Annotated in this window: 10 protein-coding genes; 6 read left to right on the top strand and 4 right to left on the bottom strand. The window is 58.6% G+C overall.

Translation table 11 applies throughout. The features are described 5' to 3' along the window. The first annotated feature begins 14 nt into the window (after window positions 1-14). The 6 genes from glgX to IEY47_RS05125 all read left to right on the top strand — a co-directional run bounded on the left by glgX (window position 15) and on the right by IEY47_RS05125 (window position 7,412). A complete protein-coding gene (gene glgX / locus IEY47_RS05150) occupies window positions 15-2,183 on the top strand; it encodes a glycogen debranching protein GlgX (protein ID WP_188982084.1) in 2,169 nt (722 codons plus the stop codon). A gap of 17 nt (window positions 2,184-2,200) precedes the next feature. Then, complete coding sequence (locus tag IEY47_RS05145; protein ID WP_188982083.1) at window positions 2,201-3,037, top strand: PIG-L deacetylase family protein; 837 nt, start codon at window positions 2,201-2,203, stop codon at window positions 3,035-3,037. 433 nt (window positions 3,038-3,470) lie between these two features. Then, window positions 3,471-4,388 (top strand): DUF72 domain-containing protein, encoded by a 918-nt coding sequence (locus IEY47_RS05140; protein WP_188982082.1) that lies wholly within the window; start codon window positions 3,471-3,473, stop codon window positions 4,386-4,388. Next, complete coding sequence (locus tag IEY47_RS05135) at window positions 4,385-5,179, top strand: endonuclease/exonuclease/phosphatase family protein (protein ID WP_188982081.1); 795 nt, start codon at window positions 4,385-4,387, stop codon at window positions 5,177-5,179. Before IEY47_RS05140 ends, IEY47_RS05135 begins: the two co-directional genes overlap by 4 nt. Further along, window positions 5,176-6,411, top strand: a complete 1,236-nt coding sequence (gene clsB, locus IEY47_RS05130; protein WP_188982080.1) for a cardiolipin synthase ClsB — start codon at window positions 5,176-5,178, stop codon at window positions 6,409-6,411. The genes IEY47_RS05135 and clsB overlap by 4 nt, the downstream gene beginning before the upstream one ends. Next, window positions 6,408-7,412: a lysylphosphatidylglycerol synthase transmembrane domain-containing protein gene (locus IEY47_RS05125; RefSeq protein ID WP_188982079.1), complete on the top strand. Its 1,005-nt coding sequence runs from the start codon at window positions 6,408-6,410 to the stop codon at window positions 7,410-7,412. The genes clsB and IEY47_RS05125 overlap by 4 nt, the downstream gene beginning before the upstream one ends. Here IEY47_RS05125 and IEY47_RS05120 read toward each other — a convergent pair. From IEY47_RS05120 to treS, 4 genes are all read right to left on the bottom strand, one after another. Then, entirely contained in the window at window positions 7,409-8,083 is a 675-nt protein-coding gene (locus tag IEY47_RS05120) for an RES family NAD+ phosphorylase (protein WP_188982078.1), read from the bottom strand. The genes IEY47_RS05125 and IEY47_RS05120 overlap by 4 nt on opposite strands. A 2-nt stretch (window positions 8,084-8,085) precedes the next feature. Next, window positions 8,086-8,487, bottom strand: a complete 402-nt coding sequence (locus tag IEY47_RS05115; protein WP_188982077.1) for an MbcA/ParS/Xre antitoxin family protein — start codon at window positions 8,485-8,487, stop codon at window positions 8,086-8,088. An 86-nt stretch (window positions 8,488-8,573) separates the two neighbouring features. Continuing rightward, window positions 8,574-10,778: a 1,4-alpha-glucan branching protein GlgB gene (gene glgB, locus IEY47_RS05110; protein WP_188982076.1), complete on the bottom strand. Its 2,205-nt coding sequence runs from the start codon at window positions 10,776-10,778 to the stop codon at window positions 8,574-8,576. Window positions 10,779-10,792: 14 nt separating this feature from the next. Continuing rightward, window positions 10,793-14,113 carry a maltose alpha-D-glucosyltransferase gene (gene treS / locus IEY47_RS05105; RefSeq protein WP_188982075.1) on the bottom strand — a complete coding sequence of 1,107 codons (3,321 nt, stop codon included), beginning with the start codon at window positions 14,111-14,113 and terminating at the stop codon, window positions 10,793-10,795. Between the last annotated feature and the right edge of the window lie 3 nt (window positions 14,114-14,116).

The raw sequence follows: 14,116 nt of genomic DNA, 5'->3' as shown, positions 1-14,116 counted from the left end.
AAGGTATTGGGCAGATGCAAAAGCAATCTCAGGCTTCTGACACGTCGGCACCCGCAACGGCTACTCGGTCCCGGGTACGCGAAGGCTTACCGTATCCGCTCGGCGCGACATGGGACGGACTCGGCGTCAATTTCGCGATCTTCTCTGCGCACGCGACCAAGGTCGAACTCTGCTTGTTTGACTCCAGCGGTAAAACCGAGCTTGAACGGATCGAGTTGCCGGAGCGGACGGATGAGATATGGCATGGTTATCTACCGGACGCGCACCCGGGCCAAGTGTATGGTTATCGCGTCCACGGGCCGTACGAGCCGGAAGCCGGGCATCGCTTCAACCCGAATAAGCTGCTGATCGATCCGTATGCGAAGCAGCTGGTCGGTAAGCTTGAGTGGTCGGAAGCGCTGTTTGGCTACACGATTGGTCACAAAGATAAAGACCTTAGCTTCGATGAGCGTGACAGCGCGCCCTTCGTGCCCAAGTGCAAAGTAATCGACCCTGCGTTTACCTGGGGTAACGATCAGCCGGTCCGGGTACCGTGGGACAAGACAGTCATCTACGAAACCCACGTGAAGGGTTTCACGATGCGCCATCCGAGTGTCGGTGAAGAGGTTCGCGGCACCTTTGCCGGCCTGGGACAAGGCGATGTGTTGAATTACATCCGTCGCCTGGGTGTGTCGTCAGTCGAGCTGCTTCCCATTCACGCGTTTGTGCAAGACCAGCATTTGCTGGAAAAAGGCATGAGCAATTATTGGGGCTACAACAGCATCGGATTCTTTGCGCCACATCCGCAGTATCTCGCCAGCGGCAAAGTCAGCGAGTTCAAGGAGATGGTCGCGCGCATGCACGACGCCGGCCTCGAAGTGATTCTGGATGTGGTCTATAACCACACCGCGGAAGGCAACGAGCTTGGCCCAACGCTTTCGATGCGCGGGATCGACAACGCGACCTACTACCGCCTGATGCCGGACGACAACCGCTACTACATCAACGATTCCGGCACGGGTAACACCCTGGATCTCAGCCATCCTTGCGTTCTGCAGATGGTCACCGACTCGCTGCGTTACTGGGTCAACGAGATGCACGTCGACGGTTTCCGTTTCGACCTGGCGACGATCCTGGCGCGTCATCACGATGGGTACGACGAGCGCCACAGCTTCCTTGTCGCTTGCCGTCAGGACCCTGTCCTCAGTCAATGCAAACTCATCGCCGAACCATGGGATTGTGGCCCTGGCGGCTATCAGGTGGGCAATTTCCCACCTGGATGGATGGAGTGGAACGACCGCTTCCGCGACACTGTGCGAGCGTTCTGGAAAGGTGATGAAGACCAGCTGGCCGATTTTGCGAGTCGCCTGACGGCCTCTGGCGAGATGTTCAACCAGCGCGGCCGCAGGCCGTTCGCCTCTGTGAACTTCATTACCGCGCATGACGGCTTCACGTTGCACGACTTGGTTTCGTACAACGAAAAACACAATGAGGCCAATGACGAAAACAACCAGGACGGCAGCGACAACAACATTTCCTGGAACCACGGCGTCGAGGGTCCGACAGACGATCCGGAGATCCGCGCGCTGCGCTTGCGTCAAATGCGCAATTTCATGGGTACCCTGCTCTTTTCGCAAGGCACGCCGATGATCGTGGCCGGCGATGAGTTTGCGCGCACGCAGGGCGGGAACAACAACGCCTATTGCCAGGACAGCGAGATCGGTTGGGTCAACTGGGATCTGGATGAAGACGGTGAAGCGCTGCTGAGCTTCGTGCGCAAGGCGATTCGCCTACGCATGGCCTATCCCATTTTGCGCCGCGGCCGCTTCCTTGTAGGGGCTTACAACGAGGAGCTTGGCGTCAAGGACGTCACTTGGCTCGCACCCGATGGAAATGAAATGTCCATCGAGCAATGGGAAGACCCGAATGGCCGTTGCCTGGGCATGTTGATGGATGGTCGGGCGCAGCCTACGGGCATCCGCAAAGCCGGTTCTGACGTAACGTTGCTCATGATCGTGAACTCACACTACGACGTAGTGAACTTTTCATTACCGGAAGTGCCAGAAGGATCGCACTGGGTTTGCCTCGTCGACACCAACCAGGCCGATATCAGCGAGGAAGAGACGTTTGAGTTTGGCCATGAATACGCCGTAACCGGCCGCTCGTTGTTGCTCTTCGAATTGGTGAAGTCCACCTCTTCGTAACGGAAAAAGGAATTACCATGGGCAACTCGCCCCTCAGTAGTGTCTGGAAGCGCTTCAGGCCGGCTGTGTCAGCGGGGGAAAAGAGCGATCTGCTCCAGGGCAAAGGAACGCCCTGGACAGATTGGAAAAGCTCGGCCCGCATTAGCAGTCTCTCGCCCATCGAACCCAAACAGATCGCCACGCTGCAGCAGCGCGTCGTCATCATTGCGCCCCACCCAGGCTTTGAGACGGTCGCGTGCGGTGGCTTGCTCCAGCGGTTCAGCAAACTAGGCTGCCCGATCCTTCTTATATCCCTCACTGATGGCAGTGGTAGCCACGCCGGCTCATCCTTATGGACGCCCGAACGCCTCAGCGCCATTCGCCCACAGGAGAGTGCAGAGTCGCTAAGGCGGCTCGGCCTTCCGCTGAATCGACTGAAGTGGATTCGTGGAGGCTTCCAGGACGGTGGTTTGGAATCTGAGCAGGATCGCCTTGCCGAATTTCTGTTGCGTTATATCCAACCGGACGACGTTATCTTCACCAGCTGGCGTCAGGATGGGCATACCGACCATGAAACGACCGGGATGGTCGCCGGGAGCATCGCTGAATCGCTGGGCGCATCGCTCTATGAAGTCCCGGTGTGGGCATGGCATTGGGCAGAACCGAATGATGCCCGCATTCCTTGGTATCGCCTGCGTAAGTTGCCGCTCAGTCGCTGGACCGTCGCACGCAAGCGCCACGCGATTCAGGCGCATGCAAGCCAGCTGATGGGCGACCCCGAAATTGGGGAAGAACCCGCGTTCGGGACCTACACCCAGCAGCGCACGCTTCAGCCTTACGAAATCATTTTGACCCCTACCGTTACGCTCGCCTGACCCCCTTATACGTTCCCGGCGCTACCAACCAGCGTGGCGCCCCTTCCCTGAACGTCGATTGACCAAGCTTGACCTCCCTTCATTAGCCGCCCGTAGACGCTGCTGAACCCCCATTCGCATGAATGAGTCCATTGCAGTAGTGAGGGCGGTGGCGAATATCACGCAACCAATAGAACTTTTCCGCAGCCGAACAGATGCCCGCCGTCTAAGGCCGCATCGGCCAGATTCAAGTGTGATGCGCAGATGGAGATAAGCAACCGTGAAAGTGGTGGTAGCGCACGACGACAGGTACGCAAGCCTTCGCGCTCTGGTCGAGGCCAGGGTCATGTGGCCCACGGTGGGTGCAGCGGGCCCTGTCAGCGCCAGTCTTCGTGTCGACCTATCCCCCAGTGCGCCTGTGCACAAGGGCATTCAAGACGCATGAGGGACTTTCATGGGTGACATCCGCATCGGGATTTCCGGATGGCGTTACGCTCCTTGGCGAGGTGACTTCTACCCCAAGGGGCTGGCGCAAAAGGAAGAGCTGCATTTTGCCTCACGAGCGGTCAGCAGCATCGAATTGAACGGCTCGTTCTATGCGCTGCAAAAGCCGAAAAGCTATATGCAGTGGTACGAAGAGACGCCCAAAAATTTCGTCTTTAGCATCAAGGCGCCTCGCTTCATTACTCACGTGCGCCGGTTGATCGATGTCGAGAAGCCCCTGGCCAACTTTCTAGCTTCGGGGGTGTTCTGCCTGCGAGAGAAACTCGGACCGATCCTGTGGCAGTTTCCGCCGTCCTTTCGCTTCGACCCCGAGCGTTTCGAACACTTTTTGCAATTGCTGCCCCACGATACTGAGGCCGCATTAGCGATAGCGCGGGATTGTGAGCCTCGCATGAAGGGCCGTCGCTACCTCGAGATCGACCAAAAGCGAGTGCTTCGCCATGCGGTCGAGATACGCAACGATAGCTTTGAGGACCCCGCTTTCATCGCCCTCCTGCGCCAATACAAAGTGGCGCTCGTGGTTGCGGATACCGCGGGCAAATGGCCTTACCTGGAAGACCTTACCGCAGACTTTCTGTACCTGCGCCTACATGGCGCGGAAGAGCTTTATGCCAGTGGCTATGACGATGCCGCACTGGCACGTTGGGAGAAGCGAATCCAGTGCTGGACGCGTGGCGAAGAGCCCGCGGACGCACGCCGGGTGTCCGATAAGCACATGCGCGCGCGACGCGCTCGCGATCTCTACTGCTATTTCGACAACGATGTGAAAGTCCGTGCGCCGTTCGACGCGCGGCGTCTGCTCGAGCGTCTCCATCTGGACGGTGGGCTGCAAACCAAACCTGGTCAAAAGGAGGAAAGAGCGGCGTGAGCCTCGATAACCCGATTCCCGTCAGCGAACGCGTGGAAAATGCGCGCGAAGTCCATCAGGTCGGCATCCTGACGGTCAATACGCATAAAGGATTCACCGCATTGAACCGACGCTTCATCTTGCCCGAGTTGCGCGAAGCGGTTCGCGCCGTCTCAGCAGATGTTGTATTCCTGCAAGAAGTCATCGGCACTCACGAAGGGCACGCATTGCGCTATGGGAATTGGCCGGCGGCGCCGCAATACGAGTTTCTCGCCGACACCATGTGGCCCCAGTTCGCGTATGGCCGCAATGCGGTGTATCCCGATGGCGACCACGGCAATGCAGTGCTATCCAAATTCCCCATTACGCGCTACGACAATCTGGACGTTTCGATAACGGGTCCGGAGAAGCGCGGTTTACTGCATTGCGAGCTGCAACTGCCGCAGAACAAGACGCTTCACGCCATCTGCGTTCACTTGGGTCTGCGTGAAGCGCATCGGGCGAAACAGTTGTCTCTGTTGTGCGACCTGTTGGAAAGCCTGCCCGCTGAGACCCCCGTAGTCGTTGCCGGGGACTTCAATGATTGGCGACTTCGCGCAAGCGCGGTGTTGTCGGAGCGCTCGCGTATGAAGGAGGCCTTCGAAACGACCTTCGGCGCGTTGGCGCGCAGCTTTCCCGCGCGGATGCCCGTATTGCGACTGGACCGGATCTACGTTCGCAACGCCGATATTCACGAACCCAGAATTCTGTCGTCGCGTCCGTGGTCACACCTGTCCGACCATGTGCCGCTCGCTGTGGAGATTCGAATATGAAATTCGCCTGGAGGGATGGTAATCAGATTTCGCTGCTGGAAAACGGCGAGGAGTTTTTCCCGCGCGTTTTCGAATGCATACGCGCAGCGAAACGAGAAGTACTGATCGAGACGTTCATCCTCTTCGACGACAAGGTAGGCCGGGAACTCCGCGAGGCGGTTCTCGAGGCCGCAGGGCGCGGCGTCGACATTCACCTGACGGTGGACGGCTACGGCTCTGCGGATCTCGGCGGCGAGTTCGCAGCGGCAATGACGCGCGCCGGTATTCAAATCCATATGTTCGATCCACAGCCGCGCGTGATGGGCAAGCGAGTCAATCTGTTCCGACGTCTGCATCGCAAGATCGTCGTCATCGATGCCGAGCGCGCATTCGTGGGAGGGATCAATTTTTCCGCGGATCATCTGGCCGATTACGGTCCTGGCGCAAAGCAGGACTATGCTGTCGAGATCGTCGGCCCGCTCGTGGACGACATTCACCGTTTCGCCCTGAGTACAGTTCAGCCTTCGGTAAAACCCAAGCGCTGGTGGCAGCGCGACCCGCTGCCCCTGGCGTCATCGACAGCCACGCACGACCGCGGCGGTATGCGTGCCCTCTTCGTCAGACGTGACAATGACGAGCACCGCAACGATATCGAGGAACACTATCTCCAGGCTATTCGCGACTCACGCCACCGCCTGATCATTGCCAACGCCTACTTCTTTCCCGGCTACCGACTGTTGCGCGAGTTGCGTAACGCCGCTCGACGCGGCGTCCAAGTGCGCCTGATTCTGCAAGGACAGCCGGACATGCCGATCGCCAAGCTCGGCGCCCGCATGCTCTACAACTACCTGATCCGGGACGGTGTGCAAGTCTTCGAGTACTGCCGGCGGCCTCTGCACGGCAAAGTGGCGCTGGTGGACTACGACTGGTCGACGGTCGGCTCCAGCAATTTGGACCCGCTGAGCCTTGCGCTCAATCTGGAATCGAACGTGATCATCCGCGACGCCGAATTCAACCGTACGCTCCACGAGCGCTTGGAGTTGCTCATGGAGCAGCATTGCAGACAGATCCCGCTAGAGCGCGTATTGAAAGGCTACTTCTGGCGTGCCCCAGTCATCTTCCTGATCTTCCACTTCCTGCGTCGCTTCCCGGCGATGGTAGGACTTCTGCCCGCACATACCCCCAAATTGGCCCTGATCCAACCGCACGAAGAAAGTGACATTCAGCCTATCGGCAGTGAGAAGACGCAATGAACGACGCTTCCGACGTGCAAACGACTCCAACGCAGAATAGCCCGCGTTGGTGGGCCATTACCAAGAAGGTGCTTACGTGGGCCTTTTTCATAGCGATCACGATTTTTTTCATCGTGCTGGCACGCAATATCGATTGGGCTCAGGTATGGCAATCATTGCAGGGCTACAGCCTGGGAACCATTGCACTTTCGATCGGTGCGGCCATGACTGGCTATGCCATCTACAGCACATTCGACCTGTTGGGCCGAACGTATACGGGCCATCACTTGCCCACCCGACAAATTCTGCCGCTGACCTTCGTCTGTTATGCCTTCAATCAGAATCTTGCCTGGGTAGGCGGCATCGCGATGCGCTATCGGCTCTATTCACGGCTAGGGTTAACCGGGCTCGTGATTACCCGCATCCTTACCCTGAGCATCGTAACCAACTGGATCGGCTATCTCATGTTGGCTGGCATCGTGTTCGCACTAGGCGTGGTTCAGCCGCCGCCAGAATGGGATCTGGATTTTTCGGCCTTACGCTTTCTTGGTGTGGGCATGGTCGTGGCCAGCATCGCGTATGTCATCGCGTGTGCAGTGTGTAAACGCCGGTCCTGGACCCTTCGTGGCCACGAAATCGAATTGCCGACAGCCAAAATGGCGATGCTGCAGATCGCCATGGGAGGTGCCTGCTGGATGCTGATGGGCGCGACGGTGTGGGTGTTCATGCCCGATCCCGTGGGCTACCTGACGACGCTGGGTATCTTGCTAATCAGCAGCATAGCGGCGGTACTTGCGCACATACCTGGTGGAATCGGTGTCCTTGAGACGGTGTTCGTTACGCTGCTTCAGCACCAAGTGCCCAAGGCTGACATTCTTGCAGCGTTGATTGGCTACCGCGTGGCGTATTTCCTGGTGCCGTTGCTGTTGGCAAGCATCGTTTACCTGGGCTTCGAAACACGAGCGAAACGCATGCGCCACAAGAACCACAGTGCTCGCGTACCCAGCGAACACGCTCGTTAGAGCGTGAGTTCGTTGAGCTCCACGACGGCGGTGATGGATTGGGCTTTTCCATCCCATATGTACCGAAGGTGGGCTCCTTGCACCGGCCTTGAGACCGCTTTGGGTCTGAAGGCTGCAACGCACTCGCCGCCGGATGCACGGACACTCTTGTAGAGCAACCCCCACTCCCCGGCTTCACGCTGAATACGCGCGAACGCTTGCGGTACCTCGTAGTTACTGACATCCGGCCCGTGCAAATCGGCCCGTTCACGAACATCGAGCATGGGCTCGATGACTTTGTTCACATAGGCACGCATGGTGATTTCCAGGCTTTGCTCACCGGTCGCGGCGAAGAAACGCTCCTGGTGAAAGCGCGTCTCTGCGATCGCGGTATGCAGTGAATCGGCGCAGTAGTAGACCCCGTAGCTGCCATCGGTAAACCGACTCTGCTTGCCTATGTGAGTGAACGCCGCCATGACTGCCGTTGAGCCTGGGCCACTGACCCGATCGTCGCGTGGGACGCGGGCAAGCTTGCCACCTTCCTCCAGCAACCGATCGTTCGTAAGCCCTTCGATGGCAAACGCGATCTCCAGGTCCTGCGGGTCCAACGTATCCTCGAACACGCTAATGGGCGGAAAGCAGCTGTTGATCAGCCGATACGCTTTTTTCCACTGCGGCACGCTACGCGACATGCTCAACCCCTGACGCCATCCAGGTAGCGGCGCACATCCGCAACGTCGATCACACGGCCCGCCAGCATGTATTCCAGCGCGCTTTGCCCATTGAAAGGTGCCGCCGCGTTACTTTTATGTACCCATTCATAGGCACGCTCAGGCTGCTGGCTGAACAAAATGCGAAGTGCCTTGTGAATACCCATGAGGTAAGAGATCCGCTCCATCGTATCGCGTGGAAGGCGGATGGCCGGCAGCTTGCGGTATTTGAAATAGGTGGTATTGCCGACGGAACCGAGCAGCACGCGTTGCTGCTCGCGAGAGCAGCCCCAATGCTCCATCAGATTAAAAAAGAACGTGAGCGCGACACGTCCGGCTTCAGCGCCGTCGGTCACACTTCCTATGTCGGATGCAGGTATAGCCATGGTTGCCTCGAGCCACCGTATCAAGGCAACAGGCTACTCCTCATGCGATATTATTCAACCATTTAATTCGCATGTGGATAATTCTGTTATCGACTGGGTCGAAGCATGACGATACCAAGCGGAGGCAAGTCGAGGACGACCGAACTTTGTTCACCATGACTTTCCACCGCTTCAGCAAGCACACCTCCGCCGTTACCGACGTTCGAGCCGCCATAGACTTCCGCGTCGCTGTTGAAAATCTCCTGCCATTGTCCATCTTTGGGTACGCCAATCCGGTACCCATGACGAACGACCGGCGTGAAGTTCGCTACCACTAACAAGGGTTCGCGGTCGTGGCTCCAGCGTAGCCAGGCGTAGACGCTGTTGCTGTAGTCATCACCAATCAGCCATTGGAAGCCGTCCGGTCGATCATCCTGTTCATAGAGCGCCGGCTCACTCCGGTAGATGCGATTGAGGTCGGCGACGAGCTTGTGCACTCCCTGATGATCGGCGTAGTTGCTCAGCAAGTACCAATCTAGCTCATGGTCGTGGCTCCACTCGCGCCATTGCCCGAACTCAGCCCCCATGAACAACAGCTTCTTGCCAGGGTGTGCCCACATGAACCCCAGGTAAGCGCGCAGGTTGGCGAATTTCTGCCAGCGATCGCCTGGCATCTTGTCAATGAGCGAGCGTTTACCGTGGACGACCTCGTCGTGGGAGATCGGCAGGACGAAGTGTTCGGAGAACGCATAGACGAGCCCAAAGGTCATCTTGTCGTGGTGATAGCAGCGGTTAACGGGATCCTCAGCAATGTACTTGAGCGTGTCGTGCATCCAGCCCATGTTCCATTTGTAGGCAAAGCCCAACCCGCCTACTTCCGTCGGACGACTCACACCTGGCCAAGCCGTGGACTCCTCTGCGATGACGAGTGCACCCGGGGCTTCGACCTTCACCACGTCGTTCAGATGACGGAGAAAGTCGATGGCTTCCAGGTTTTCTCGTCCGCCGTAGCGATTGGGAATCCACTCGCCGTCCTTACGGGAATAGTCCCGGTAAAGCATCGACGCAACGGCATCGACCCGCAGACCATCTACATGAAAATGCTTCAGCCAGTGCAGCCCGGACGCGAGCATGAAACCGTGCACTTCGGTGCGTCCGAGATTGTAGATATAGGTGTCCCAGTCCTGGTGGAAGCCCTCGAACGGATGCGCGTACTCGTACAGCGCAGTGCCGTCGAACTCTCCAAGCCCGTGGGCATCTGTCGGGAAATGCGCAGGAACCCAATCGAGGATCACGCCGATATCGGCCTGGTGGCAGGCATCAACGAATGCGGCGAAATCCTTGGGTGAGCCGTAACGTGCGCTCGGCGCGAACTGCGAGAGCAACTGGTAGCCCCACGACCCGCCGAACGGGTGCTCCATGATCGGCATCAGCTCAATGTGGGTGAATCCAAGTTCCTTGATGTAGGGAATCAAGTGCTCGGCGAGTTCGTGCCAGTTGTATAGACGCCCTTCGCTCCCGCCCTCACGACGCCATGACCCGGCATGCAGCTCGTAAATCGACATCGGCGCGGATAAACCCTGGCGTTCCGCCCGTTTCGCGAGCCATTCGGCGTCGTTCCAATGAAAGTCGTAGGGCTCGGCAACGACGGAGCCGGTTTCCGGCGGCATCTGCGTGGCCAGCGCCATCGGATCGGCCTTCAACGGCAGAACGCCATGTGGCCCGAGTATTTCGTACTTGTAGACTTCGCCTGGTTGCAAACGCGGGATGAATAGCTCCCACACGCCGGCAGGATGTCGTGCCCGCATTGGGTGTCGGCGGCCGTCCCAGGCGTTGAAATCACCCACGACTGAAACCCGCTTGGCGTTCGGTGCCCAAACCGCGAACCGGACGCCCTGCACGCCTTCGATCTCCATGTACTGCGCGCCGAAGCTCTGTCCGAGGTTGCGATGATTACCTTCGGCGAACAGGTAGATATCCATCTCGCCCATCAGTGGGCCGAAACTGTACGGGTCTTCAGTTACCTGGATACCGCTGGACCAGCGGATACGCAGCAAATAGGGTTCATTGGTTTGCAAATATGCAGTGAACAAGCCTGGGAACCGCGCGTCTTGTTCCATCGTTGCCACGGGCTCTTCGGTGCCGCGACGCAATACTTCCACGCCCAGCGCCTGCGGCAAGTAGGTTCGGATACAGACGCGATCGCCTTCGGCATGTGGCCCCAGCAGCGCAAAAGGATCGCCATGACGCGCGACGACGAGCGCATTGATAGCGGATTCGTCAGGCTGTACCGCAGTGTGCGACGAGCTCATCAGTGTGGGTCTCCCTAAGAAAGTTGTTGTGCCAGTTCGACGAGGCCGCGTAGAGGTACGGAAAGCCAGGCCGGGCGATTTTCGGCTTCATAGGCGACCTCGTAGGCCGTCTTTTCCAAGATGAATAGGTCGAGCGCGGCCTGTTCGCCACCGGGCGATTTCCAGGCGTGCGGCACCTGCGCGGCGGCTTCCCGGTAATTCGACAAGAACAACTCGCGCGCTCTGTGGCGATAGGACTCCGCAACTTGCTCACGAATTCGATTGGCTTCTTCGGAAGAATCGCTGGTTTGAACATTCCGGAGCGCCATTGCCGCGGCGTAGTCGAACGAGCGGAGCACGCCGGCGACGTCTTTCAGCGGGCTGGTTTTAGCGCGACGTTCGTGAAGCGGCCGTGCAGGCTCGCCCTCGAAGTCAATCAGATAGGCATCGTCTTGAACGACCAGCACTTGTCCAAGGTGAAGGTCGCCATGTACACGAATACGCACGCCGCCCAACGCCTGCTTTGCCAACGCATCGATTTGAGCACCGAGCGGCCGCCGCATCGATTGCAGGAGATCAACTTGCTGCTGCAAGGGCTCGTCGAAATGTGCGCGTTGCTGCTGGAGCAGATCCAGCGCGTGGTCCAGCTCGGCCCGGATGTTTTTCGACCAGACCGCCGCCGCTTGCTCGTCGGTCGTCTCTGGGACGAAATCCGGCTCCTTGCCGGTTGCCAAGACCTGGTGCATTTCACCCAGGCGCTTGCCCAGCATGCCGATAAAGGTTTCCAACTCCTCAAGTGTGTTGTACGTCGTCTCGGATCCGGAGCTGCCGTTGGCGATCTGGTCGCGAATGGCGCGTTCGAGCCCGTTTTGCGTCCATTCCCAGGCGTCGCCCTGGTTATGCAGGAAGCCCTGGGCGAGCATCAGTACGTGTTCTTCGCCGTCTTCGTCGATCCGGCGCAGGTCGCCGTACAGCGGCGCGATGTACTGGAACCCATTGCGGGTCAGGAACCCGACCATTTCCAGCTCGGGATGGACGCCGCCAGAGACACGGCGAATCAGCTTGAGTACGAGTTTGCCGTCGACGACGGCCGACGTATTCGATTGCTCCGCTGAAAGCACCCTAACCGGCGCATCAGCTGCGAGATCAAGTTCGTGTAGTTGCTGCAGTGCGGAGAAACGTAGCTCGCCGGAGCCGCAAGGCAAGGAGAGCCCGGTTCGCATGCCATCCAGCACCGCGCGCACGAAGTGGTCGAGTGTGAACGCATCGGTCAGCAGCCCGACCTGTCGTCCACGCCGGACGCGAGCCAAGGCTAGCTGTTGAGGTAACGCCGTGTTCATCTCCTGCTCGGGCAAGAAGCCGAGCGGCAATTGATAGCGATCCTTCTGCTCGCCCGAGGTCACCTCAATCTCGCTGAACATCGCGGTGTGAGCGCCTTCGCCGAAGCGCACGCCGTAGACGAGACGCACGTTGTCGATCACGCCACTCTTGGCCGCGTACCAGCGACGTTTGGGCAAGTAGGTCGGCAATGCGATGTTTTCGAGGGTCTGGCGGGAACTGCCTTCCAGCAGTTCATCCGCGCTACGTTTGACAACCAGCGTATGAAATTCAGGCATGCTTTCGACCGGCTCATGGTGCCAGCTCGGCATCTGCGTTTCCGAGGCCAGCAGGAACCAATAAAATCCATAGGGCTGCAGGGTCAGCAGATAGCTCAATTGCCCGATGGGAGGGAACGCGCTGCCACCGACCATTTCGACCGGAACCATCCCCGCGTAGGCGGAAAGCTCCAGCTCGGCGGCCTGGGCAACGCGCGAAACGTTGGCAACACAGAGAATGGTTTCCTGCTCGCCCGTGGGTGTCGTGTATTCGCGCAGGTAGGCCAGAATTCGACGGTTGCTGGGCGACAACAGGGTCATGGTGCCGCGCCCGAACGCTTTTTGTTGCTTGCGCACCGCGAGCATCCGCCGGGTCCAGTTCAGGATCGAGTGGGGGTCGTTCTGCTGCGCCTCAACGTTGATCGTCTGGTACCCGTAGAGCGGGTCCATGATGGGCGGTAGCACCAAACGCGCGGGGTCGGCACGGGAGAAACCGCCGTTGCGATCGATCGACCATTGCATTGGCGTGCGTACGCCATCCCGGTCGCCAAGGTAGATGTTGTCGCCCATGCCGATTTCGTCGCCGTAATAGAGCACCGGCGTGCCTGGCATGGACAACAGCAGGCTGTTGAGCAGCTCGATACGGCGTCGATCACGCTCCATAAGGGGCGCAAGACGTCTGCGGATGCCAAGGTTCAACCGCGCCCTGCGATCAGACGCGTAGAAATTCCATAGGTAGTCGCGTTCCTTGTCAGTGACCATTTCCAGCGTCAACTCATCGTGGTTGCGCAGGAAGATCGCCCATTGGCAATTGTCCGGAATTTCCGGGGTCTGCCGCAGGATGTCGGTGATCGGGAAGCGGTCCTCCTGCGCGAGCGCCATGTACATACGCGGCATCAGCGGGAAGTGAAACGCCATGTGGCACTCGTCACCCAAGCCTTTTTCGTTCCCGCCAAAATACGGGTGCGTGTCCTCAGGCCACTGGTTGGCTTCGGCAAGGAGCATGCGGTCCGGGTAATGTTGGTCGATGACCGCGCGAATGGCTTTGAGGACCGTATGGGTTTCCGGCAAGTTCTCGTTGTTCGTGCCTTCACGTTCGACCAGGTAGGGAATGGCATCGAGCCGCAGCCCGTCCACGCCCATATCGAGCCAATAGCGCATGACCCGAATTACCGCTTCGAGCACGCGTGGATTGTCGAAATTCAGGTCGGGTTGGTGCGAGTAAAAGCGGTGCCAAAAGTACTGCTTGGCCACCGGGTCCCAGGTCCAGTTCGACTTTTCCGTGTCGATGAAGATGATGCGGGTTTCCGGAAAGGTCTGGTCACTGTCCGACCAGACGTAGAAATCCCGCGCACTCGAACCTGGCTTCGCGCTTCGAGCACGTTGGAACCAGGGGTGCTGGTCCGACGTGTGATTGATCACGAGCTCGGTGATGACGCGCAGGCCGCGCTTGTGCGCTTCTGCAATGAAGCGCTTGGCATCTGCACGCGTACCGTAGTCAGGGCTGACATCGCGGTACTCAGCGATGTCGTACCCATCGTCCCGGCGCGGGGACGGATAGAACGGCAGGATCCAGATCGTGTTCACGCCCAAATCGGCGATGTAGTCGAGCTTCTCGATGAGGCCCGCGAAATCACCAATGCCATCGTTGTTCGCATCGAAGTAGGACTTCACGTGGACCTGGTAAATGACCGCGTCCTTGTACCAGAGCGGGTCGTCGATGAAATCCTGGACTGATTTTTGTACGCGAGCCTTCGCCATGTT

This window comes from Pseudomonas matsuisoli, assembly GCF_014647635.1.
Lineage (GTDB): Bacteria > Pseudomonadota > Gammaproteobacteria > Pseudomonadales > Pseudomonadaceae > Pseudomonas_P > Pseudomonas_P matsuisoli.
Note: the sequence above shows the minus strand (reverse complement) of the source record. Positions and strands in the feature narration are given on the sequence as shown.

Bases quoted from the DNA above. Each gene is read 5' to 3' on its own strand.
- IEY47_RS05125 (WP_188982079.1), top strand. From the start codon at position 6,408: ATGAACGACGCTTCCGACGTGCAAACGACTCCAACGCAGAATAGCCCG.
- IEY47_RS05140 (WP_188982082.1), top strand. From the start codon at position 3,471: ATGGGTGACATCCGCATCGGGATTTCCGGATGGCGTTACGCTCCTTGG.
- clsB (WP_188982080.1), top strand. From the start codon at position 5,176: ATGAAATTCGCCTGGAGGGATGGTAATCAGATTTCGCTGCTGGAAAAC.
- treS (WP_188982075.1), bottom strand. From the start codon at position 14,113: ATGGCGAAGGCTCGCGTACAAAAATCAGTCCAGGATTTCATCGACGAC.
- glgX (WP_188982084.1), top strand. From the start codon at position 15: ATGCAAAAGCAATCTCAGGCTTCTGACACGTCGGCACCCGCAACGGCT.
- IEY47_RS05115 (WP_188982077.1), bottom strand. From the start codon at position 8,487: ATGGCTATACCTGCATCCGACATAGGAAGTGTGACCGACGGCGCTGAA.
- glgB (WP_188982076.1), bottom strand. From the start codon at position 10,778: ATGAGCTCGTCGCACACTGCGGTACAGCCTGACGAATCCGCTATCAAT.
- IEY47_RS05145 (WP_188982083.1), top strand. From the start codon at position 2,201: ATGGGCAACTCGCCCCTCAGTAGTGTCTGGAAGCGCTTCAGGCCGGCT.
- IEY47_RS05120 (WP_188982078.1), bottom strand. From the start codon at position 8,083: ATGTCGCGTAGCGTGCCGCAGTGGAAAAAAGCGTATCGGCTGATCAAC.